This is a genomic window from Endozoicomonas sp. SCSIO W0465 (assembly GCF_023716865.1).
Taxonomy (GTDB): domain Bacteria; phylum Pseudomonadota; class Gammaproteobacteria; order Pseudomonadales; family Endozoicomonadaceae; genus Endozoicomonas.
Window position 1 is genome coordinate 6,530,667 of the sequence record NZ_CP092417.1, and the last position, 21,368, is coordinate 6,552,034.

General features: G+C 49.6%; 20 protein-coding genes. 16 read left to right on the forward strand and 4 right to left on the reverse strand.

What is annotated here, in order from left to right:
* Positions 1-59: 59 nt before the first annotated feature.
* The 7 genes from MJO57_RS29410 (at position 60) to MJO57_RS29440 (ending at position 6,658) form a co-directional block, all read left to right on the forward strand.
* Positions 60-1,106, forward strand: a complete 1,047-nt coding sequence (locus MJO57_RS29410; protein ID WP_252020849.1) for an IS66 family transposase — start codon at positions 60-62, stop codon at positions 1,104-1,106.
* Positions 1,054-1,362 carry a transposase gene (locus MJO57_RS29415; RefSeq protein ID WP_252020851.1) on the forward strand — a complete coding sequence of 103 codons (309 nt, stop codon included), beginning with the start codon at positions 1,054-1,056 and terminating at the stop codon, positions 1,360-1,362. Before MJO57_RS29410 ends, MJO57_RS29415 begins: the two co-directional genes overlap by 53 nt.
* A 37-nt stretch (positions 1,363-1,399) precedes the next feature.
* Positions 1,400-2,326 carry an oligopeptide ABC transporter permease OppB gene (oppB, locus tag MJO57_RS29420; RefSeq protein WP_252020853.1) on the forward strand — a complete coding sequence of 309 codons (927 nt, stop codon included), beginning with the start codon at positions 1,400-1,402 and terminating at the stop codon, positions 2,324-2,326.
* Positions 2,323-3,249, forward strand: coding sequence for an ABC transporter permease subunit (locus MJO57_RS29425; RefSeq protein WP_371924712.1), 927 nt, complete (start codon positions 2,323-2,325; stop codon positions 3,247-3,249). The genes oppB and MJO57_RS29425 overlap by 4 nt, the downstream gene beginning before the upstream one ends.
* Positions 3,224-4,267, forward strand: a complete 1,044-nt coding sequence (locus tag MJO57_RS29430; protein ID WP_252020855.1) for an ABC transporter ATP-binding protein — start codon at positions 3,224-3,226, stop codon at positions 4,265-4,267. Before MJO57_RS29425 ends, MJO57_RS29430 begins: the two co-directional genes overlap by 26 nt.
* A complete protein-coding gene (locus MJO57_RS29435) occupies positions 4,264-5,271 on the forward strand; it encodes an ABC transporter ATP-binding protein (protein ID WP_252020857.1) in 1,008 nt (335 codons plus the stop codon). The genes MJO57_RS29430 and MJO57_RS29435 overlap by 4 nt, the downstream gene beginning before the upstream one ends.
* Before the next feature lie 82 nt (positions 5,272-5,353).
* Positions 5,354-6,658: a leucyl aminopeptidase gene (locus MJO57_RS29440; RefSeq protein ID WP_252020859.1), complete on the forward strand. Its 1,305-nt coding sequence runs from the start codon at positions 5,354-5,356 to the stop codon at positions 6,656-6,658.
* A gap of 100 nt (positions 6,659-6,758) precedes the next feature.
* Here the strand turns inward: MJO57_RS29440 and MJO57_RS29445 are convergent, their stop codons facing one another.
* Positions 6,759-7,718: a transposase gene (locus MJO57_RS29445; RefSeq protein ID WP_252020861.1), complete on the reverse strand. Its 960-nt coding sequence runs from the start codon at positions 7,716-7,718 to the stop codon at positions 6,759-6,761.
* A gap of 213 nt (positions 7,719-7,931) precedes the next feature.
* Between MJO57_RS29445 and MJO57_RS29450 the strand changes: the two genes are divergently transcribed.
* Positions 7,932-8,237 carry a hypothetical protein gene (locus MJO57_RS29450; protein WP_256493394.1) on the forward strand — a complete coding sequence of 102 codons (306 nt, stop codon included), beginning with the start codon at positions 7,932-7,934 and terminating at the stop codon, positions 8,235-8,237.
* A gap of 94 nt (positions 8,238-8,331) precedes the next feature.
* Here MJO57_RS29450 and MJO57_RS29455 read toward each other — a convergent pair whose 3' ends face one another.
* Positions 8,332-10,218: a hypothetical protein gene (locus tag MJO57_RS29455; RefSeq protein WP_252020865.1), complete on the reverse strand. Its 1,887-nt coding sequence runs from the start codon at positions 10,216-10,218 to the stop codon at positions 8,332-8,334.
* Between the two features lie 399 nt (positions 10,219-10,617).
* Entirely contained in the window at positions 10,618-11,574 is a 957-nt protein-coding gene (locus tag MJO57_RS29460) for an IS1595 family transposase (protein ID WP_252017306.1), read from the reverse strand.
* Positions 11,575-11,806: 232 nt separating this feature from the next.
* On the opposite strand from MJO57_RS29460, the gene MJO57_RS29465 reads away from it, so the two are divergent.
* Positions 11,807-12,160, forward strand: coding sequence for an acyl-CoA thioesterase (locus MJO57_RS29465; RefSeq protein WP_252020867.1), 354 nt, complete (start codon positions 11,807-11,809; stop codon positions 12,158-12,160).
* A gap of 91 nt (positions 12,161-12,251) precedes the next feature.
* Here MJO57_RS29465 and MJO57_RS29470 read toward each other — a convergent pair whose 3' ends face one another.
* Positions 12,252-12,914 carry a fumarylacetoacetate hydrolase family protein gene (locus MJO57_RS29470; RefSeq protein WP_252020868.1) on the reverse strand — a complete coding sequence of 221 codons (663 nt, stop codon included), beginning with the start codon at positions 12,912-12,914 and terminating at the stop codon, positions 12,252-12,254.
* 241 nt (positions 12,915-13,155) lie between these two features.
* Here MJO57_RS29470 and MJO57_RS29475 point away from each other — a divergent pair, with 241 nt between their 5' ends.
* The 7 genes from MJO57_RS29475 to MJO57_RS29505 all read left to right on the forward strand — a co-directional run bounded on the left by MJO57_RS29475 (position 13,156) and on the right by MJO57_RS29505 (position 21,368).
* Entirely contained in the window at positions 13,156-13,416 is a 261-nt protein-coding gene (locus tag MJO57_RS29475) for a DUF4404 family protein (RefSeq protein ID WP_252020869.1), read from the forward strand.
* Positions 13,417-13,694: 278 nt separating this feature from the next.
* Complete coding sequence (gene serA / locus MJO57_RS29480; protein ID WP_252020870.1) at positions 13,695-14,924, forward strand: phosphoglycerate dehydrogenase; 1,230 nt, start codon at positions 13,695-13,697, stop codon at positions 14,922-14,924.
* 58 nt (positions 14,925-14,982) lie between these two features.
* Positions 14,983-15,462: a CreA family protein gene (locus MJO57_RS29485; protein ID WP_252020871.1), complete on the forward strand. Its 480-nt coding sequence runs from the start codon at positions 14,983-14,985 to the stop codon at positions 15,460-15,462.
* 53 nt (positions 15,463-15,515) lie between these two features.
* On the forward strand, positions 15,516-15,890 hold the full coding sequence (locus MJO57_RS29490) for a DUF5329 domain-containing protein (protein ID WP_252020872.1): 375 nt from the start codon (positions 15,516-15,518) through the stop codon (positions 15,888-15,890).
* A 135-nt stretch (positions 15,891-16,025) separates the two neighbouring features.
* Entirely contained in the window at positions 16,026-16,403 is a 378-nt protein-coding gene (locus tag MJO57_RS29495; RefSeq protein WP_252020873.1) for a RidA family protein, read from the forward strand.
* On the forward strand, positions 16,381-17,694 hold the full coding sequence (gene sbcD, locus MJO57_RS29500; protein ID WP_252020874.1) for an exonuclease subunit SbcD: 1,314 nt from the start codon (positions 16,381-16,383) through the stop codon (positions 17,692-17,694). Before MJO57_RS29495 ends, sbcD begins: the two co-directional genes overlap by 23 nt.
* Entirely contained in the window at positions 17,694-21,368 is a 3,675-nt protein-coding gene (locus MJO57_RS29505; protein ID WP_252020875.1) for an SbcC/MukB-like Walker B domain-containing protein, read from the forward strand. The genes sbcD and MJO57_RS29505 overlap by 1 nt, the downstream gene beginning before the upstream one ends.

Here is a 21,368-nt window from a genome sequence, read left to right on the forward strand (position 1 = left end):
GAATTTTCTGATTTTTATACCATCCTCTTAAGCACCATTTTTCCACAATATTCGCCAGCATGATTCCAGAACTACCCGCAACTATGTCGGCTGAGATTCTCTTGAAAGAGAATGCAGAGCTGCGGATGAGAGTTGCCTGTCTGGAAGAGCGATGTCGAGAATTGGAAGAAAAGGTTGGCAAGAACAGTCAAAACAGCAGCAAGCCGCCATCGTCTGATGGTTATCAAAAACCTTGTAAAAACAGTAATTCTCCAGATCATTCTGACGACCTTTCCGCAGATAAAGGTACCGATCCATCGGATGAAAAACCCAATCCTAAAAGTCTGAGACAGTCTTCTGGTAATAAAGCCGGTGGAAAGAAAGGGCATCAGGGCACTTGTCTTAAACAGGTCGATATCCCTGACTATATTGAGTACCTTCCGGTTAAAGAATGCAATAAATGTCAGGCGTCTCTTCTTGATAGTGAGCCGGTCAAATATATTGAACGACAGGTGTTTGAACCAGGGAGACCGGGTGAATTTGAAGTAACGGCCCATAGAGCTGAAGTAAAAATCTGCACTTGTGGTTGTCGGAATCAGGCTGAATTCCCGGAAGGTGTTACCGCTGCCGCACAATATGGCTCAGCCACACAGGCTATGGCCGTCTATCTTAACCAATACCATTTCCTGCCTTTTAAGCGCGTGTCAGAGTATTTTAATACTCTCTATAAAATGAGTGTAAGTGCAGGCACTGTCGCCAATTTTGTGGCCAGAACCTATGAAAATCTGGCTTCTACTGAAGAGGTTATTCGTGACGCCTTGCGGGAATCGTCTGTTGCCGGAGCCGATGAAACGGGTATGCGGGCCGAGGGCTCTTTGCACTGGCTACACGTTATGCGGGATGAACAATGGACGCTCTACTACTTGTCTGAAAAGCGAGGTCGTGAGGCCATGGACACGATGGGCATACTGCTAACATTTGCAGGCGTTCTGGTTCATGATCATTGGAAATCCTATTTTGCATATGCGGCAACTCACGTACTTTGCAATGCCCATCACCTGAGGGAGCTTTTGGGTGTTGTTGATAGGGACAGCAATCGCTTACAATCTCTTCAAACGACTCACTGAGTTCAAGGCTGAGACACTGCGCTTCATGTCAGATTTTACCATTCCCTTCGATAACAATGGCAGTGAGCGGGATGTTCGAATGGCCAAGTTAAAGCAGAAAATCTCAGGCTGCTTCAGGAGTGCAGACGGTGGTTCTATGTTTGCACGGATTCGCAGCTATTTGTCGTCTGCCAGAAAACAGGGAATGGACATATATCAATCACTTCATAGAGCTGTTCGGAATTACTGTAATATGCCTTTGCTCAGTGCTGAATAGTTACAAGGAAAGATTTACGGAAAGAGCGCCGTTTCCCATGTTCACCTATATAACCAAGCGCCTGCTCGCAGCCATTCCAACGCTGTTGATCATTATCACCATCGCATTCTTTATGATGCGTATTGCACCGGGTGGACCGTTCGATGCTGAACGACAATTGCCGCCTGAAATTGAAGCCAATATCCTCAAAGCCTATGACCTCGATAAACCCCTTTATCAACAGTACTTTATATACGTAGGTAATCTCCTTCGTTTTGATTTTGGTCCCTCCTACAAGTTCCGTGACTTCAGCGTCACTGAGCTGATCCTCACTGGTTTACCAGCCAGTATGCAGATTGGCGGTATGGCCATTTTCATTGCCGCGCTTATTGGTATCAGTCTGGGCACTCTGGCCGCGCTGTATCAGAACCAGAAAACCGACTATGCCATCATGGGGGTAGCCATGACCGGCATTGCCATCCCGAACTTTGTTGTGGCTCCCATCATGTCCCTGATTTTTGGTGTTTATCTTTCCTGGCTACCGGTAGCAGGGTGGGGAGATGGCTCTGCCAGAAATCTGGTGCTGCCGGTAATCTCGCTGGCATTGCCCCAGATCGCCTATATTGCCCGACTGACCCGTGGCTCCATGGTCGAAGTCCTGCACTCCAACTATATTCGGACTGCCCGGGCCAAAGGACTTCGTGAACGCCTGGTGGTCATACGTCACGCCATCAAAGGTGCGCTTCTTCCCGTTGTCTCCTATCTGGGACCGGCTGCTGCGGCCGTCACCACAGGTTCTGTGGTTATTGAATCCATATACGACATTCCGGGCGTCGGTCGTTACTTCGTCAATGCCGCATTGAACCGCGACTACCCGTTAGTAATGGGCGTCGTCATCTTTTACGCAACACTGATCATCATCATGAACCTGATAGTGGACGTAATTTACAGCTTCCTTGATCCAAAACTGAGGGTGAATGGATGAGTCTTCTGGCCAACCCCAATGACAGAATGGCGGCTGTTCCCGATCAGCAGCAAGACGTGGATATGGAAGACGTCGCTGGCCGTTCACTCTGGCAGGATGCCCGTATCCGTCTGATGCGCAACAAGGCAGCGGTTGTCTCCATGGTGATTCTTGCCATGATTACCCTGTTGGCTATTTTTGCCCCCTGGCTTTCCCCTCACCCATTCGACGAAGTGTACTGGGACTTTATTCAGGTTGCCCCCGACTTTTCCGAGGGTTTCTGGTTTGGTACTGACGAAAATGGCCGGGATCTGTTCGTGCGCACACTTTATGGTGCCAGAGTCTCCCTGATGGTTGGCCTGGTCGCAACCACGGTATCGCTCATTATCGGGGTGACCTATGGCGCCGTTGCCGGTTATATCGGAGGCCGGGTCGACAACCTGATGATGCGGCTTGTGGATATTCTCTACTCCCTGCCATTCATGTTTTTTGTGATCATTCTGATGGTTATTTTTGGCCGTCATATCTTCTTGATTTTTGTCGCCTTGGGTGCCGTTGAATGGCTTACCATGGCCCGTATCGTCCGGGGCCAGACCATGGCCATCAAGAAAAAAGAGTTTATTGAAGCGGCACACGCCAGCGGTGTCTCAACGGCGAAAATCATCTTCCGCCATATTGTCCCCAATATTCTCGGGCCTGTTATCGTCTATATGACCCTGACCATTCCCCAGGTCATTCTCACGGAAAGTTTTCTCTCCTTTCTCGGGCTGGGTGTCCAGGAGCCGCTGACCAGCTGGGGCGTATTGATTTCCGAAGGTGCCAAAGTCATGGAAAGCGCTCCCTGGATGCTGGCTTTTCCTGCCACGTTCCTGGCAGTCACCCTGTTCTGTTTTAACTTTATTGGCGACGGTCTGCGTGATGCACTGGACCCCAAGGATCGATAACACCATGAGCATCATTCTTGACGTACAAAACCTGAATACCCGCTTTGATACACCGGAAGGTGAAGTTTCTGCGGCCAACAATATCAATTTCACGCTGAAAAAAGGCCAAAGCCTCGGCGTCGTGGGTGAATCCGGTTCAGGAAAGACCCAGATATTCATGGCCATCATGGGTCTGCTGGCGAAAAATGGCAGAACCTCCGGACAGGCTATCTTTAACGGGCAGAATCTGTTGGAACTGCCAGTAGCAGAGCTGAACAAGGTGCGGGGCGTTTCACTGTCGATGATCTTTCAGGACCCGATGACGTCATTGAATCCCTATCTGAAAGTCTCACGACAGATGACTGAAGTACTGATTGAGCATCACAGCATGGATAAGAGAGAAGCCCTTGAGCGCTCAATCCGCATGCTGGAAATGGTTGGTATTCCTGAAGCCCGCAAGCGGGTACATATGTATCCTCATGAGTTTTCCGGTGGTATGCGACAACGGGTGATGATAGCGATTGCCCTGCTCTGTGAACCGGACCTGCTGATTGCGGATGAACCCACCACCGCACTGGACGTGACCATTCAGGCACAGATTCTGGATCTGCTGCATCACCTGAAAGAAGAGATGGGCATGTCCATCGTCATGATCACCCACGACCTGGGGGTCATTGCCGGCATGTGTGACCAGGTCATGGTCATGTATGGCGGGCGCGTGGTGGAAACCGGCACGGTTCATGACATCTTCAGCGATGCCAGACATCCTTATACCCTGGGGTTGCTGCAATCCATGCCAAGAATTGATGGTGACCATAGTGAAGATCTCTATGCCATACCGGGTCAACCTCCTAACCTTCAGGCCTTACCCAGTGGTTGTGCCTTTCAGCCACGTTGCCAGTATGCCAATGACCAGTGTCGTACAGAACAACCAGACACCGTGAAATTTGCCAGCCAACGCCGTGTAGCCTGCCACAGGGTGACTGAGATCATTAAACTTAACCAGGAACAGGTAGCGAACCGGGAGATTGCATTATGAGCGAAGCCATTCTCAAGGTAGATGACCTCAAGGTGCACTTTCCGGTCGACGTGGGTAACTTCTTCTCGAAAAAGGCAACACTGAAAGCCGTCGATGGCGTCAGTTTTGAGCTGCATGAGGGGGAAACACTGTCGGTAGTAGGAGAATCGGGCTGTGGTAAATCCACTCTCGGTCGGGCCGTACTGCAGCTGCTGCACAATACCGAAGGTCAGGTGGTCTGGATGGGGGAAAACATCACGGGTCATTCGGTCAAAGCCATGCAGCCACTGCGCAGGGAGATGCAGATCATCTTTCAGGACCCTCTGGCCAGCCTGGACCCACGCATGACCATTGGTGAAATTATTGCAGAGCCGCTGGTAACCCATAACCCGCAGATGCCAAAAGATCAGGTAAAAAACCGGGTCAGAGAGATGATGGATATCGTTGGCCTGCTACCAAGAATGATCAACCGATACCCCCATGAGTTTTCCGGTGGCCAATGCCAGCGCATCGGTATTGCCAGAGCGATGATCCTTCAGCCAAAAGTGATTGTCTGTGATGAACCTGTCTCCGCTCTTGACGTCTCCATCCAGGCACAGATCATTAACCTGCTGGGCGAACTGCAGAAAAAATTTGGCCTTTCGTTGCTGTTCATCAGCCATGACCTCTCGATTGTTCGTCATATCAGCCATCGGGTCATGGTTCTCTATCTTGGCAATGTCATGGAGCTGGCGGAGAAAGACGAGCTCTATAACGCTCCCCGGCACCCTTATACCCAGGCACTTATTTCAGCAGTACCAGTGCCTGATCCGGACAAGGAAGCCCATAAAAAACGGATTGTGCTGAAAGGCGATCTACCGTCGCCTATCAATCCACCCTCAGGCTGTGTTTTCAGAACCCGCTGTTGGTATGCAGACCATCAGTGTGAACAGGAAAAACCACCATTAACAACACTGGGTGGACCAACAGCAAAGGGTAAACATCAGGTGGCATGCCATAAACAGGCTGAGATCAACCAGAACTGATCCCGTGCCTGCGCGGATGGCGTTGTAACAAAGCATAAAAAACCGGAGTGATCCGGCAATATTACATGTACAGGTGTTATTCATGCATATTTCATTTACTGACCTGACCATCCCTGTCAGTGGCACCGTTGCAGCGGGCATTTACGCTGGAGGAGAACTGTCGTCTGCCGCACAGGCGCTGGATAAGCTCAGCAATGGTTCCATAAGCCGTGCTCTGCAAGCTGACCGATTCAATGGCGACAGCGAACAACTGCTGAATATGGTGGCACCGGCCAACACGGAGCTGGAGCGCATTGTTCTGTTTGGTCTTGGCAATAAAGATAACCCGTCACATCTTGCGGTAGAAAATGCTGGCGGCCTGTTTGCGGTGAAAGCGGCCAATCTCGCCATTAATACCGCCACTATTCTGCTCGATACTGATGAACAGGCAGCCCATTTTGCTTATGGCGTGATGCTGGGTGGTTACCGTTTTGACAAGTATCGAACCAACGAGAAATGCCCTGCTGTGCTTACTGAGTTGCTCATGGGGTCTGAAAAACCGGGGCAGGCTGAACACTATTTTCGCCCTCTGCTGGCGGTTGCCGAAGGCATTTACACTACCCGGGATCTGATCTGGGAGCCGGCGAATGCTATGAATCCGGAATCCTACGCTCATTTCTGCCGCTCTCTGACATGCGAAGGACTTGAGGTGGAGATACTCGGTGAAGAAGCCATGAGGGAGCTGGGCATGGGCGCCCTTCTGGGTGTTGGTCGGGGGTCCGATAAAGAGAGTCAATTGGTTATTCTGAAACATAACGGTGCGGATAGCCGCGAAGCACCCATTGCCTTTATTGGTAAAGGTGTCACCTTCGATACCGGTGGTCTGTCCCTGAAAGCCTCTGCCTCTATGGAAACCATGAAACAGGATATGGGCGGTGCAGCGACCGTTACCGGTTTGATGCTGGCTCTGGCTAAACGCAGGGCCAAAGTCAATGCGGTGGGTGTTTTAGGCCTGGTAGAAAATATGCCGGACAGCAAGGCACAACGCCCGGGTGATGTGGTAAGAACCATGTCAGGCCAGACAGTAGAGGTCATGAATACCGATGCAGAAGGTCGTCTGGTGTTGTGTGATGCGCTGACTTATACCCAGCGCCACCTTAAACCGAAAGCCATGATCGACATCGCCACGTTAACCAGTGCCATTGCCATCGCCCTGGGTGAAGAAATCGCCGGTGTTTTCTCCAATAATGATGAGCTGGTTGCCAGATTAACGGCAGCCGGTGATGCGGTTGCAGAACCCGTCTGGCGTATGCCCATGGGCAGTTACTTCAGTAAACGACTGAGGCTCTATGTTTCTTGTCAACATAATTTTCAACAATTATCAGTGGAAATTTTAGAGCCTTGTTGAAACTTTAAACAAAACGAAACCACTGCCAAGAACCCTAGCCGTTAGCAGTTTCAAGGTCCTCCCTGCATTATCTCAGGTCCTTGATGGCCCAGTGATAAGCCTATAAAGCACTTTGCATTACAGGGGAACGATACATAGCCATATCAAATGCTTTCTTACTACGCCATACGCTGAACGCAATTCGCAGCAGTTTGCGCATCACCGCCACCAAAGCCTGAGTACAACTCATTCTGGACGTGTAGTGCTCATACATTGGTTTAAATGCGCCACGGCAAGCTGACATCGCTACGTTGTACAACAAACGGCGACCTTCGCTTGAACCTTGCTTGCTCAGTCTGCGGCGACCGCGTTTCGTGCCAGAGTCTTTAAACTGCAGATCAAGTCCAAAAAAGGCAATGAATTGATCTCCAGATTTGAAGTCTCCTCTGGCCATTTCGTTGGAAAAAAAGGCCGAACTCAATGCACCAAAGCCCGGAATACTCTTCATCGCCTTAAAGCCTTCCTGTTGCTCCGGATCTTCGTTTTTCATGGTTTCCATGATCTTTTTTTCCAGCTCATCGATCAATTTTTTCAGGGCCTCCAGGGCATCATTGAGCATTGTTAGCTCAACAGGCATTGACTTACACGTCATTGAAATAGCCTGACGATGCCTGACTACTGACGCACGATGGTTCGTTAGCATTTTAATCAGTTCCTGGTTGGCTGTGGCTGGCCTCCAGGGCTTTAGACTGTCATGTTCATTGCTCAGATAACGTCGAATAATTGCAGCATCTGCCTTATCGCTCTTTTGCCGACGACCTATTCCGGCTGCGTAATGATACACAGCCCTTGGGTTAAGTACATAAACGGTATGACCATGCTGGAATGCAACAGAAGCCAGTAATGAGTGGTAACGACCCGTTGCTTCCATGGCAATAGCTGTTGCCCGAGGCAAAGAAGCGACCCACTCTGTAATTGCGGTGAGTGAGTTGTCAATGCGTTCAACAGAACCATTGTGCAGACAAATGTCTAACCATCGAGAAGCCACATCCACACCAACGAAGTTAGTTACCATTTCCATAGTACAGTCCCTGATGTAATCTTTATGCGGATGGGGTGACCACAGGCTGGCGTTAGCTTGCGAAAATTGTCTGCTGCAGGGCAGTAACGCTCCTAATCGTCGCTCATGCTTGTGGGTGGGGACTTCTCAGTCAGTCTGTCCTGAAGGCAGTAAGCAGTCGATGCCCCTCACCCCGTCTCTGTACTTATACAAGTAATCAGAGACAGGTTAAACATACAAGTAAGCAGTCGATGCCCCTCACCCCGTCTCTGTACTTATACAAGTAATCAGAGACAGGTTAAACATACAAGCAGTGATATTGCCGATATGCGCAATAATGGCAATAAGCCAAGGCTGGGTGGCTCAGGTGTTGCAGCACAGTTTCTGCATAATTTTATTGAGAATGATACGCCATGGGTCCATATGGATATTGCCGGTACCGCTTGGACAGAAGAAGCATTTCCAACCAAACCAAAAGGCGCTACTGCCTTTGGTGTCAGGTTACTGGATCGGATGGTTCAGGATTATTTTGAGCAATAGTTATGTAACAGTCCCCGGTGTAGATACGTCCTCCGGTTGGGGCGTATCGACACCCAAAGATCACTCTGCACATGCTAACGGCCCATACCCTTATTTATCTGGATTGGTTTTGCTTCCTGAGTTGCATACTGGCAATTTTAACCGCCATGGGGGATGCAACCAGAGAAAACTCTGTTTTAGCCACTTCCTGTATTTTTTGTCGCTCGTCTTTGAGCCTTTGCTTTTTTGTCTTAAATCCAAAAAAACAACCATTGTCTTTTGATATTACCGGTTGTGACAAATCAGGCTCAATTTCCTGCCAGATACAGTCAAAGGTTGTTTTATAGATTATTTTAAGCTCATCATCGGAAATAGTGTCCAGAATTGAATCTATCTGGTCATACAAGTCCATCATCACCTTTTCATAGAATTTTCTCAGCTTCTCACACTGAGCGTCGGACGTTACTATTGTATCCACAGGTAAGGCTACTTTTTCCCTGACTTCCCTGACTCCGGGAAATCCTTCTTTCTCTTTACGATAATTCACAATCTGACGAACCAACTGTCGATAAAATATCAGCGGATCTTTTTCCTGCAGACCTGAGCGCAGCTTTTCAAATGCCAATTTTACTGAAAAACCCAAACTTCCCTGATCCTGACTTGGGCTAACAGGTGATAATCCTTCAGCATCAGGAGTAAAGGAGGGATCGGCAATTGTTAATAGTTTCAAAATCCCTTTATATATTTCTGCTATTTTCCTGCTTTTAATAGCGCCATCATCAGCCAGAACATCACCAAGCACGGTTTTCAAAACGGTCTTAACAGAGCCTTCAGGAAGTTGCTCATAATGATAATAAAACTCTGAAAACTTATTCTGTAAATGACCAGCCATATTGAGAAGCTCAAGGACTGCACCTTTTTCCTCTGCCGTAAGGGTGCTGTTAAGGTAATATCGTTGCACCCCTTTTTCAGTAAGCCCAAATGCCAAATTGAATTTAGCAATAGCCTTGGTAAACGCTAATGGAAAATAATGCTCACACTTCTGAAAACCAGGTTTCCTTTTTGCCATGCTTTCCAGCGAGTTACACTCATCAAGGAATTTCCAGAAGTTTTCCGCAATCGCAGGCCAGACAGCATCTCGCCGGGTCTCTCCTCTCAGCGTTTTAAAGCCAGCCTCCCCAAGAACCAGTCTCATCACATCTGGAACCTGCTCCAGATCCATATTCGCGTCTCTGATCAAATTGTAAGGATCAGACAGCCTGACAAAGGACTGTATGTCCGTAATAGCCCTCATGACGAACACGGGGTCAAGCGCACCATTTTGATATGGCTCCACGTCATGGAATCTTGTTGCCCGACCGCTCAGAACAGCTCTGAATGAGAATATTTGCGCTAACTGATGTTGAATTTTTTTCTCTGGATTTATTGTTTCAAGGGCTGATTGGGTTTGTCTGGAATGTATTGCGGATAAATCAACTTCTCGATTTTTCTTTTTTCGAATAGCCGTTCGTACCACTGCTTTTCTATCAAAAGGGGTAAATGGGATAAAATTTTGTTTTTCAAACTGATCAACCAACCTGGTAACTGAAACTTTATAATCACTTTCATAACCGGGTGCACTTTTCAATTCTTCTCTTTTGTCGAGGCCAGTCTTTTCTTCAAATGATTCAATACATTCCCGGACAGAAACTCCCTCCTTCACTAACTTTTGCCTGCTATTTTCCTGTAAACATCCATCACCTTCTTCAAGATCGGACATATAGCCTGAATCATCAGAAGCGATCGAAATACGCCACTCGTTTATATTTTCAGGTGATTTTTTTCCATGGTAATCATTTAGTCTTTCTACCTCAGAATGATTGTTAACGACTTTGCAATTTTTTGATACGGGAATACCGGCAAATGTTGTCTCTTTCAAATTTTTACTGTCCCCCTCACCGCCATAACCGTCATAACCGTCATCATGTGATGGAATACCAGTATCACGCCCTGCTATTTTCATTGCAGCCTCCCAAGACTACCTTTGAAACTTATACTGGCCACAGAATAATATTTACTGAATAGTTTTATATAAATTCGAACTTAATAAAACTATTTTGATTAATTATTACAAACCAATGTAAGGCAAAACCAAACCTGATTACCACTGATCGTACGTCATGACACAGGGAAAGATAATTTAAGAATATACGTGCAGCTTTTCATTCTTTATGTCTATAACCCGGTAAAGAAATAATAGAACCTCTCCAGTATTACCGGTGGAGCAGGCATCATGACGGCTTGTTCTCCAGATTATCAACTAAATTCGGTTTCATAACCGCTCCGAACAAGCAAAGACCCACATCATCATTCGAAATAATGATATTAATACGTCAACTGACTTTCAATTATCGGTTGATGGCTAACCCGGTTTCCACTGGACGTCTGGCAGTTTGAGAAGTCGATCCGGCATCGGTGCTGTATTGACTGCAGCCCGACCTAGCCTTGAGATCATTGAAGGCATATCAAAACGCCGGTTAAACCGATAGTTGAACTCTGATAGATAACGGCCCAGATGCTTGGGGTCGAGCTTATGGTAAGTACCGGTAATCGCTGTTTTCACGTTTCCCAGCATGGTATTTACCCAGGTGAACAACTCATTCTCCATGGATGCATGCCCACCACCGGTAATGATGGCTGTGTGCTGGCATCCGGCATCTTCAATACCCCGGAAACAGGACAAGCCATCGCTGACGGCCCGGACACCCTTTTTCAGGGCATGTTCTGCCCACTCCTGAATGGTTTTTCGCCGGAAGTTATCAACGGCATTGAACTTCATGTAGATAGGGTGGTTATCAGCATCTGTCTGAACTGCGGCCACGAAGGGGGCTTTGTTCTCTGAGCCTCTGCCCCGGCGGCCTCCGTGGCGCTCTCCGCCCCAATAGGCGTCATCAATCTGAACAAAACCACTCAACTGCCAGCTGTTATCTCTTTCCATCATGACCTGCATGAGTTTGTGTTTCATGCGCAATGCGGCATTGTAGGAAATGCCAAGTTGTCGATGAAGCGTCAGGCAAGAAATCCCCGCTTTATTCTGGGTGACGAGATAGATACCCAGAAACCAGGTAGCTAGAGGCAGCTTTGTTGAGTCAAAGATAGTGTTACTGGTAAGCGAGGTTTGGCAACGGCAGCAATTGCACTGGAATTCAGCTTTCCGGTGAAGCTTGCAGAAACTGCGGGAGCCACACTTCGGGCATTGGAAGCCATCTGGCCAGCGCCAAGAGGACAGCGCGTTCTCACACTGCTCTTCACTGCCGTAATTAGCCAGAAATTGCATAATGCCAAGGCCTTTTTGGAACTGAATGGTGTTTTTACACATCAGTTTTACCTCCAAAACACATGACTATCGACGTTTATTATAGCAGTTGGCTCACGACGTAGGGTCGGTGGTAATCAGGAAACCAAAAATACTTTTAATATGAATTAGATCGTAAAAACGATAGAATACTTACAGTATCAAACGAACCGGACAAAACAATAAAAATAGTTTGGAGTCTTCCATGAGTCCCAGAAATGAAAATCTTGACAGTGTCCCTACTCCTCAAGGGGAAATGACATTGAAGGTTCTGGCGGATCATCGTTCCGTCAACAGCAGTGGTGATGTATTTGCCGGCTGGGTGGCCATGCATCTGGATCAGGCAGGGGAGGTCAGCGCCCGTAAAGCCTCCAATGGGGCCAGAGTCGTGACGGTCAGTATTGGCAGTATGAGCTTTCTCCGGCCCGTTCAGACCGGCGACCTGATCGGGTTCTTTACCCGGGTGACAGAAATCGGCAAAACATCGATTAAGGTTGTCGTTGAAGGTTGGATAGAAAACCACCATGGCTGGGAGAAATTGACGGAAACGACGATGGTGTTTGTTGCCATTGATCGGGGTGGACGAACCCAGCGGATCAGGAACATCTAGCAGAGGATCAGGAGCCGCCCTAATCTGAAATGGTTCCCGGGACTATAACAAAAGCCGCTACTAACCCGGGAATATCCCGTAAGACGTACCTTCAGATACACCGCGTCCGGGTCGTAAAAGTCCCGTTCATGGAAAGCTCTAAAGTATCACCCGGTTGCAGAGGACCGACACCTTCCGGAGTCCCGGTCAGCACGATATCTCCCGGGAGTAATGTGAAATGCCTGCTGATATGGCTCAAAAGCCCGGGAATGGAGGTCAACATATGTGCCGTTGTCCCTTTCTGTCTCGGCTCTCCATTGACCGTCAGAGAAAACTCAAGATTGGCGGGGTCCCTGATATGTTCAACGGCCACAAAACCAGAGAGTGGGCAGCTGTTATCAAAGGCCTTGGCGACTTCCCAGGGCAGCCCTTTTGACTTTTGCCGATTTTGCAGATCCCGGAGCGTCAAATCCAGCCCAAGGCCAATAGCCATGATAGCCCGGTTGGCCTCATGTTCACTGGCATTGGTCAGCGGCTCCCTGATCAGCAGGCTCACTTCTGTCTCATGATGAACGACCCCACGATTACGGGGTAATTGCACTGGCTGCTCAAGGTTAACCATGGCGGTACCGGGTTTAATAAACAGGACCGGATCATCAGGCAGGGGATTATTCAGTTCCTGAACGTGTGCCGCATAATTCCGCCCGACACAAACCACCTTGCCAGCAGGAAGGTCAATGCGATCGCCACTGATCCAGTGGTGCCTGTACTTCATAGTGCATCCCTTATTAACTCCGGTGATAAAAAATAGAGCATACAATACACGCCATCATCATCATCGGATCTTTATTATTCAATTCTACTGAACCGGAAACCTTGCCGGGGTGATTATTTTCAAGCCTATCATCCCTTGGGGCAGCTATTGTCCCACGGCTAAAGTCACAGTTAAAGCATCTCACTTTCAAGATACTGTAGTACTATTATTAACACTGGCCGCACAGTGGAAGGAGCATCGTATGTCAGAAGAGCTGCAACTCAATATCCAGAGCCTTCATGATATTCTGGAAGACTCACCCGTCGATGAATGTACAGCAGGCGCCTTAAGGCAGATAACTGAAGAGATTAAAATTGCCGTTGCCCAGGCAGAAGGCGATATTCCCATTCAGGGCTACAACGATCAGCTGGAGCAGGAGGCCATTCGCTTCAGTGAAGACCACCCGGCCCTGACACAAGCCATCCGGCAACTAATGATCACCCTCTCCAGCATGGGTATTTAAACACTGTCGTTAGGACAGCATGGTGACCGCCCCGTGATACAGCTTGCACGCCGATACATCCAGTCGGTTTACTGTCTGTAGCCGACTGCACTGTCGGTAATTACCCGTTCACCGCCTTTTAGCAAGTACCTTCGCACACAGCCTATGCTATGATGTGCCGCCTGACGCAGCCGGGACTGACCCTGTGGTGCGACATGAAAAGTGCGACATTAAAAGTGCGACATGAAAACGATTAACAAATAAATAACAGCCATGAGCTAACCCATTAAGAGACTGACATGCCTGAAATATCCCTGGATAAGAGCAAGATTCGTTTTCTCCTGTTAGAAGGTGTCCACCCGTCTGCTGTCGATATTCTGAAAGCGTCGGGCTATACCAATATCGACTATGTCACCACGTCCCTGCTGCCGGAAGAGCTCAAGGAACGTATTGCTGATGCACGTTTTGTGGGCATCCGCTCCCGGACACAACTGACCGATGAAATTTTTGCGGCGGCAAAAAAGCTCTGTGCGGTTGGCTGTTTCTGCATTGGCACCAATCAGGTGGAACTGTCTGCGGCTACACGGCGGGGGATTCCTGTTTTCAACGCGCCCTATTCCAACACCCGCTCAGTGGCTGAGCTGGTTCTGGCTGAAGCGATTCTCCTGCTGCGTGGAATTCCCGAGAAAAATGCGCTTGCACATCAGGGGGGCTGGCAGAAAACAGCAGGGAATTCCCGTGAAATTCGCGGTAAAAAGCTGGGTATTATTGGTTATGGCAATATCGGCAGCCAGCTCAGCATCATGGCAGAATCCCTGGGCATGGAAGTCTATTTCTACGATGTCGTGACCCGGCTTTCCATGGGCAATGCTACCCAGATCAATGATCTGAATACCCTGCTGGGCATGTGTGACATTGTCAGTCTGCATGTACCGGAAACCCGTGATACCCAGTGGATGTTCGGTGAAGCACAGTTTGCCGCCATGAAGGACAACAGCATTCTGATCAATGCTTCCCGGGGCTCTGTGGTGGTTATTGAAGCACTGGCTGAGTACCTGAAGAACGGCAAGCTGCTCGGTGCAGCCGTTGACGTATTCCCGGAAGAACCTCGGGGTAACGATGATGAATTCATCAGCCCCCTGCGTGGCATGAATAATGTCATCCTGACGCCCCATATTGGTGGCAGTACCCAGGAAGCACAGGAAAATATTGGCCGGGAGGTTGCTGAGAAGTTCGTTATGTACAGCGATATCGGTACAACCCTGTCGTCTGTAAACTTCCCGGAAGTCGCCCTGCCTGCTCACCCCGGTAAGCACCGCCTGCTTCATATCCACCAGAATATTCCCGGTATTCTGGGCCAGATTAACCAGATACTGTCTGAAAACCGTATCAACATCAGCGGTCAGTACCTGCAGACCAATGAGTCCGTGGGTTATGTGGTGATCGATGTTGATGCTGAACACAGTGATATGGCCATGCAGAAGATAAGAGAGATTGAAGGCACCATCCGCTGCCGCGTTCTTTACTGATTGGCATCTGCAAATGCTCAGCCTCCCAGGCTGAGCCCGCTACCTGACGGTTAACATCATGCGTACATTAGCCTTCACCTTATTGATCACACCGCTTCTGCTCACCGGCTGCTCAGACAATGAGGTAGGCGATGTCAGCCTGGGGCTTTTCACCACCAAGGATATCAAGATCGAGACCTTCAGCGATCCGGTGGTCACCGGTGTCACCTGCCATATCTCACACGTAAAGGGGAATCTTGATCTCTCTGATCCCTCCGATATGGGCATTTCCTGCCGACAGACAGGTCCGATTACGCTGGACATGATCAACAACATCAATATGTCCAAAAGTGGCGAAGTGGTGTTTAAGACATCGAAAAGCATCCTCTGGAAACACCTGAAAATACGGCGTATCTGGAATGAGAAAAACAAAACACTGATCTATCTGAGCTACTCAACAAAAGAGACTGCCGGCAGTGCAAAACATTCCATGACCACCGTACCCCTTTGGGGAAACCCTGTCTGGGATCAATTAAACCAACCTGACACACCTCAATAACCGGTACCTTCATTTTCCGGTTAGTTTTCATCATTTTTAACAGTCACTGCTCAATGAAAATTATCAGCCTCCTTTTTGCGCTACTTGTCTCCTTTAACAGCATAAACTCCGTTTCTGCCGATTCAGTCTCCAGCGAAATTGACCATCTTATCGCCTATGTCTCGGCTTCCGGGTGCAGCTTTATCAGAAACGACAGTAGTCACCCCGCATCTGAGGCAGTGGAGCATATGACCAAGAAGTACCGGTACTTCAGTAAGCGGATTAACAGTGCAGAAGAATTTATCGAATTCAGTGCCAGTAAGAGTACCCTCTCCGGAGAACCCTACTGGATAAAGTGCCCCGGAACAAAAGAGCAACAGTCCCGTGAATGGCTGCTCGAAGAGCTACAGCGATACCGGCAGGAGGTCAAAACTGCCACCCACCATTGATATGAGTCACTGTGCCTGTCATAGAGCCATTCTTAAAACCCGGTTCTCACTCTATAATCCCTTCATCTGCAGAGTCCCTGCTGGCTAAGCAGCTCTTTATTCTACCGGGTTCAGTTTCTGAAAAGGCAATAAGTCGTGAAAATTCACCGTATTAATCCTTGTAAACGCTGGTCAGATATTACGGTCTTCAATGGTATCGCTCATTTTGTTGAAGTTGCCGACACGGACACCACTGAAGCTATAACAGGGCAGGTCAATCAAATTTTTAATCAGGCCGAGCAGGCCCTGAAAAAAATTGACAGCGACCGGTCACGCATATTGTCCGTAACCATCTATCTTACTGACTTTGCCAATTTGCCAGCATTGAATGAAGTCTGGGACGCATGGTTCCCTGAAGGATGTGCGCCAAGCAGGGCATGTGTAAAAGCCGAACTGGCAGACCCGGAATATCTGGTAGAAATGGCTTTTGTCGTCGCAGCCGGTGAACATTATGCGCATTCTTCACACATCTGACTGGCACCTTGGCCAGCACTTTATGGGCAAAAGCCGGGAAGCAGAACACCAGGCCTTTCTGGACTGGCTGATCGAGCTGGTGCAAGAGCAGCGCATTGATGCCCTGATTATTGCCGGTGATATCTTTGATACCGGCACACCACCGAGCTATGCCAGGGGACTGTACAGCCGTTTTATTGTCAGCCTGCGCAATACCCACTGCCAACAGCTTATCGTGATTGGTGGCAACCACGACTCAGTAGCGACACTGAATGAGTCGAAAGAGCTGCTGGCCTGCCTGAATACCTTTGTGGTGGGTGGCGTCAGTAAAGACGCCCGGGAACAGGTTCTGGTGTTGAACAATGGTCAGGGTGATCCCGGTGCAGTCATCTGCGCCATTCCTTTTGTCCGTCCAAGGGATGTTCTGGAAAGTCAGGCGGGAGAGACCGGTGAGGGTAAACAACAGGCATTGCAACAGGCGATTGCTGCCCACTATCAGACCATTTACACAGAAGCTGAAAAGCTGGCAGGGGAACGTCTGCCCATTATTGCCACCGGTCATTTAACGACAGTTGGCGGACAACTGAGCGAATCCGTGCGTGAGATTTATATCGGGACTCTGTCAGCATTCCCGGTAGCCGCATTCCCTGAAGCCCACTACATTGCCCTCGGCCACCTGCACCGGCCACAGGTGGTGGCGAAGCAGGAACATATCCGCTACTCAGGTTCACCAATCCCCCTGAGTTTTGATGAAGCCGGGTCCGATAAGCAAGTCATTATTGTGGACTTCAAGGGAAATGATCTGAATAAAATTGAGTCCGTTATGGTTCCTGTGTTCAGGCCTCTGATCAGCCTCAGGGGCTCCCTGGACAGCATTGACCAGCAGCTGGCCGCTCTTGCCAGTGAACGGGCCATTGAGCCAGCCGATGAGCCAGCCAATGAGAATGATCAGCAGCAGGCGACGCTCAACCCATGGCTGGAGATTGAAATCACCACGGATGCTTACCTCCATGACCTGCAAAGCCGGGTCGAGCAGCTGGTGCTTGCCAGGGAGGAGCTGTCCTCATTTGAGCTGCTGAGGGTCAGAAGAAAGCGGGAAAAGGCAGCGGCATCCTTAACCGTTGCCGACCAGGAGAGTCTGGCCGAGTTGAATGTTGAAGATGTTTTTCAGCAACGGCTTCAGCAGGAAGAGCTTACCGATGAACAATTACAGCAGCTGACCGGTGCGTTTCAGGAAATACTCGAAGACGTGTTTGCAGCCGATAAAGAGCATCCCATGCTGGCGCACCATGGCCAGAAGGACAACGCCTGATGAAAATTCTCAGCCTGCGCCTGAAAAATATTAACTCCCTGAGGGGCGAGTGGAAAATAGACTTCCAGAGCGAACCTTTTGCCAACAATGGCCTGTTTGCCATTACCGGCCCGACCGGTGCTGGCAAAACTACGCTACTGGATGCCATCTGCCTTGCCCTGTACCACCAGACACCCCGCCTGACCACGATCTCCGCCTCCGATAACGAGCTGATGACCCGGCATACCGCTGAATCTTTGGCAGAAGTTGAGTTTGAAGTCAAAGGTAAAGCCTACCGGGCCTTCTGGTCACAACGCCGGGCCAGGGGCAAAACCGATGGCAAGTTGCAGGCACCGCAGGTTGAGCTGGCCCGCAGTGACGGTAGGATTATTACCACCCGTATCAACGATAAATTGAAAAAGGTCAATGAGCTGACCGGCCTGGACTTCGGACGTTTCACCAAATCCATGATGCTGGCCCAGGGTGGTTTTGCCGCTTTTCTGGAGGCCAGCGCCAATGACCGGGCAGAGCTGCTGGAAGAACTGACCGGTACCGAAATTTACGGAGAAGTCTCCCGCCGAACCTTTGAGCGCATGCGCAGCGAAGAGCAGCAACTCGACCTGTTAAAAGCCAGGGCCGGTGGTATTGCCCTGCTGAACGACGATCGACTGGCAGAACTGAGAGCAGAACAGCATCAGCTTGCCGGACAACAGGAGGAAACCGGCAATGAACGCCTCGCCCTGACCCGGCAGAAGCGTTGGCTGGAAGAGCTGGCCAGCAGAGAACGGGAACAGCATAAAGCCCGGGAGTCATTGGACAATGCCATTCAACGACAAGCAGAACACAGCGAGCCATTAAACCGTCTGGAGCAGGCCCTGCCCGCCCTGGAGCTTCTGCCAGACTGGGAACGATTGAGTGAACTGAAACAAAAGCATCAGCAGATACAAAAAACACTGGCCGAACATCAACAGGAAAAGCAGGTCACCACCGAAAAGGTGGAAAGCCTCCGGAAGCAGAATCAGATTCTGCTGAGCGCCTGGGAAAACGGCCAGCAGGAACAGGAGCAAACCGAATCCCTGCTGGTCGAGCAGGTCATCCCTCTGGACGCTGAACTGCAAAGGCTGACCAATGAACAGCAGGCCATCAACGGCAAATTGCAGGCGGCTGAAAAGGAGCGGGACATACTGAACAAAAGCATTGCTGATGACCAGCAGTCCCGGGAACAACTGACGGGTCAGCTCCAGGTGGTAGACCGTTACCTGGAACAGAATGCGCACCAGCAAACGCTGGGCGAACAGCTGCCGGTATTACAAACCCTGTTTGTGCAACGTCAGGAAGCCAGCCAGGGTGAACAACAGTTTGTTCAAGCCATTCATCAGTCAGAGCAGGAACGCCAGAACCTGGGCGCACAACAGCGAAAACTGGAAGCCCATATTCAGTCTCTGGCCAGCACCCTGGCACAACGCACCAGCCAGAGTAAAACACGGTTTGAGCACAAAGTAACCCTGCTAAATGGCCAAGAAGAAGAACAGCTTCAGGCAGATCATCAACAGTGGAATGACCAGTACCCAATATGGCTGCATCTGAACAACCTCAACCAGCAATTGATCAGTTGCACCGGTGATTTACAGAAAGAACAGAGTCTCCATCGCCACCTGCAGCAATCGGTAGCGCAGTACACCGGCAAAATTGAGGGATGCAGGGCAGAGTACCGCAATGCCAGGCAGCACTGTCAGGATCTGGAACAGTTGTTAACTCAGGAGCGGCAGATCACCAGCCTGCAGGACTATCGCGACAAACTGCAGGCAGGAGAGGCATGCCCGCTGTGCGGTGCTACAGAGCACCCGGCGATTGAACATTATCAGCAACTGAATATTTCAGTTACTGAACAACGCTTAAAAGCCAGGCAGCGGGAACTGGAGCAGCTGCAAATTCAGGGAGAGAAGCTGGGCAAAGAGACTGCGCGCCTGCAGGTACAGCTGGAATCGTCGGAACAGACCATCAACAAACTGCAGCACCAGATTGACCAGGCCACATCCGACTGGTCCGCCACCAGCAATACACTGTCGCTTTCACTACCGGTCAATAACACTGAAGCTTATCAAAACCACTTTCAACGGTTTATCGACAGTGGGGAGATCCGGAAAAAGCAGCTTGATGCACTGAGTCAGCTTAATCGCCAAATTCAACTTGAGCAGCAGCAGCTGGATCAGCTGAATAACGACATGACCCAACACACCCATCAACGGGATGTTAACCAGCATCAGCAAAGCCAGATTGACCGGCAGCTGTCCGAAAAGCGCCAACAGCTTGAGCAAAGCCAACACGCCAACCAGGCTCTGGAAGACAGAATCCGGCAGAGAATTCAGACGGCGCTGCATCTGGAGATGCCTATCCTGTCAGAGCAGTCAACATGGTTGAGTCAACAGGAAAAAAACTGGCAACAATGGCAGAACATCACGGCTGAACAGAAAGTGCTGAATGAGAACATCCGGGCCGTTACCCAGCAGCTGGGTTATCAGCATCAAAACCGGCAAAAAGCGGACGAACTCATCCGGGAACATCAGGCACTATTGGCTGACACCAACGCCCGGAGACAGCAGCAACAACAGAAACGCCACGAACTGTTTGGCCAGAAAATCGTCAGTAAGGAGCGACAGCGACTAAAGTCACTGGTTGTTGAAGCAAAGGCAAGCCATCAACAAAGCCAGAACCAGTTGCAAGCGATTGATGAACAGCTGGGTCAACTGACCGGAATCCTTCGCCAGCAGACCATTGAACAGGAAACATTGAGCGAAGGTCTGAAGATGGCCGAAAAAACCTGGCAGACGTTATTAAATGACAGTCCATTCCGGGACAGTGAACATTTCCAGAAGGCTCTGCTGGATAAAGAAGAGCGAAAGGCACTGGCAGAACTGAAACAAGGTATTGAGCAACAGCTGCATGAGGCAAAAGGCAAGCTGGCCTCGGCTGACGCCAATCTGCAAGCACATATCGCACAGCCAGCGACTACACTGCCACTGGATGAAGTGATTGAAAAACTGACCGAATTGGACAATCGTACTCGTTTAATCAATCAACGGCAGGGCGAAATCACTCAGGCGCTGAAAGACGATGACGAAAAACGTCTTGGCCAGGCCAGCCTGTTCAAAGATATCGCCACGCAAGAGCACCGATATCTGGTTTGGGCGCAACTCAGTGGCTTGATTGGCTCCAGTAAAGGTGACAAGTTCCGCAAATTTGCCCAGGGCCTGACTCTGGATCATCTGATACTTCTGGCCAACCGACAGCTGGAACGGCTCCATGCCCGCTATCTGCTCAACCGAAAGCGTAATGATGAACTCAGTCTTGAAGTGCTGGATACCTGGCAGGGTGACTGCGCAAGGGATATCAAAACCCTGTCCGGCGGTGAAAGCTTTCTGGTCAGCCTGGCACTGGCCCTGGGGCTTTCAGACCTGGTCAGTCACAAAACTCGTATTGATTCACTGTTTCTGGATGAAGGGTTTGGTACACTGGATCAGGAAACGCTGGAAATTGCACTCAGCGCGTTGGATAGCCTGAATGCCAGTGGGAAGATGGTTGGTATCATCTCCCATATTGAGTCATTGAAGGAACGGATTCCCACCCGGATAGCAGTAATAAAAGAAACCGGACTGGGTTACAGCAAACTGGATGGTCACTTTGCCTGTATCTGA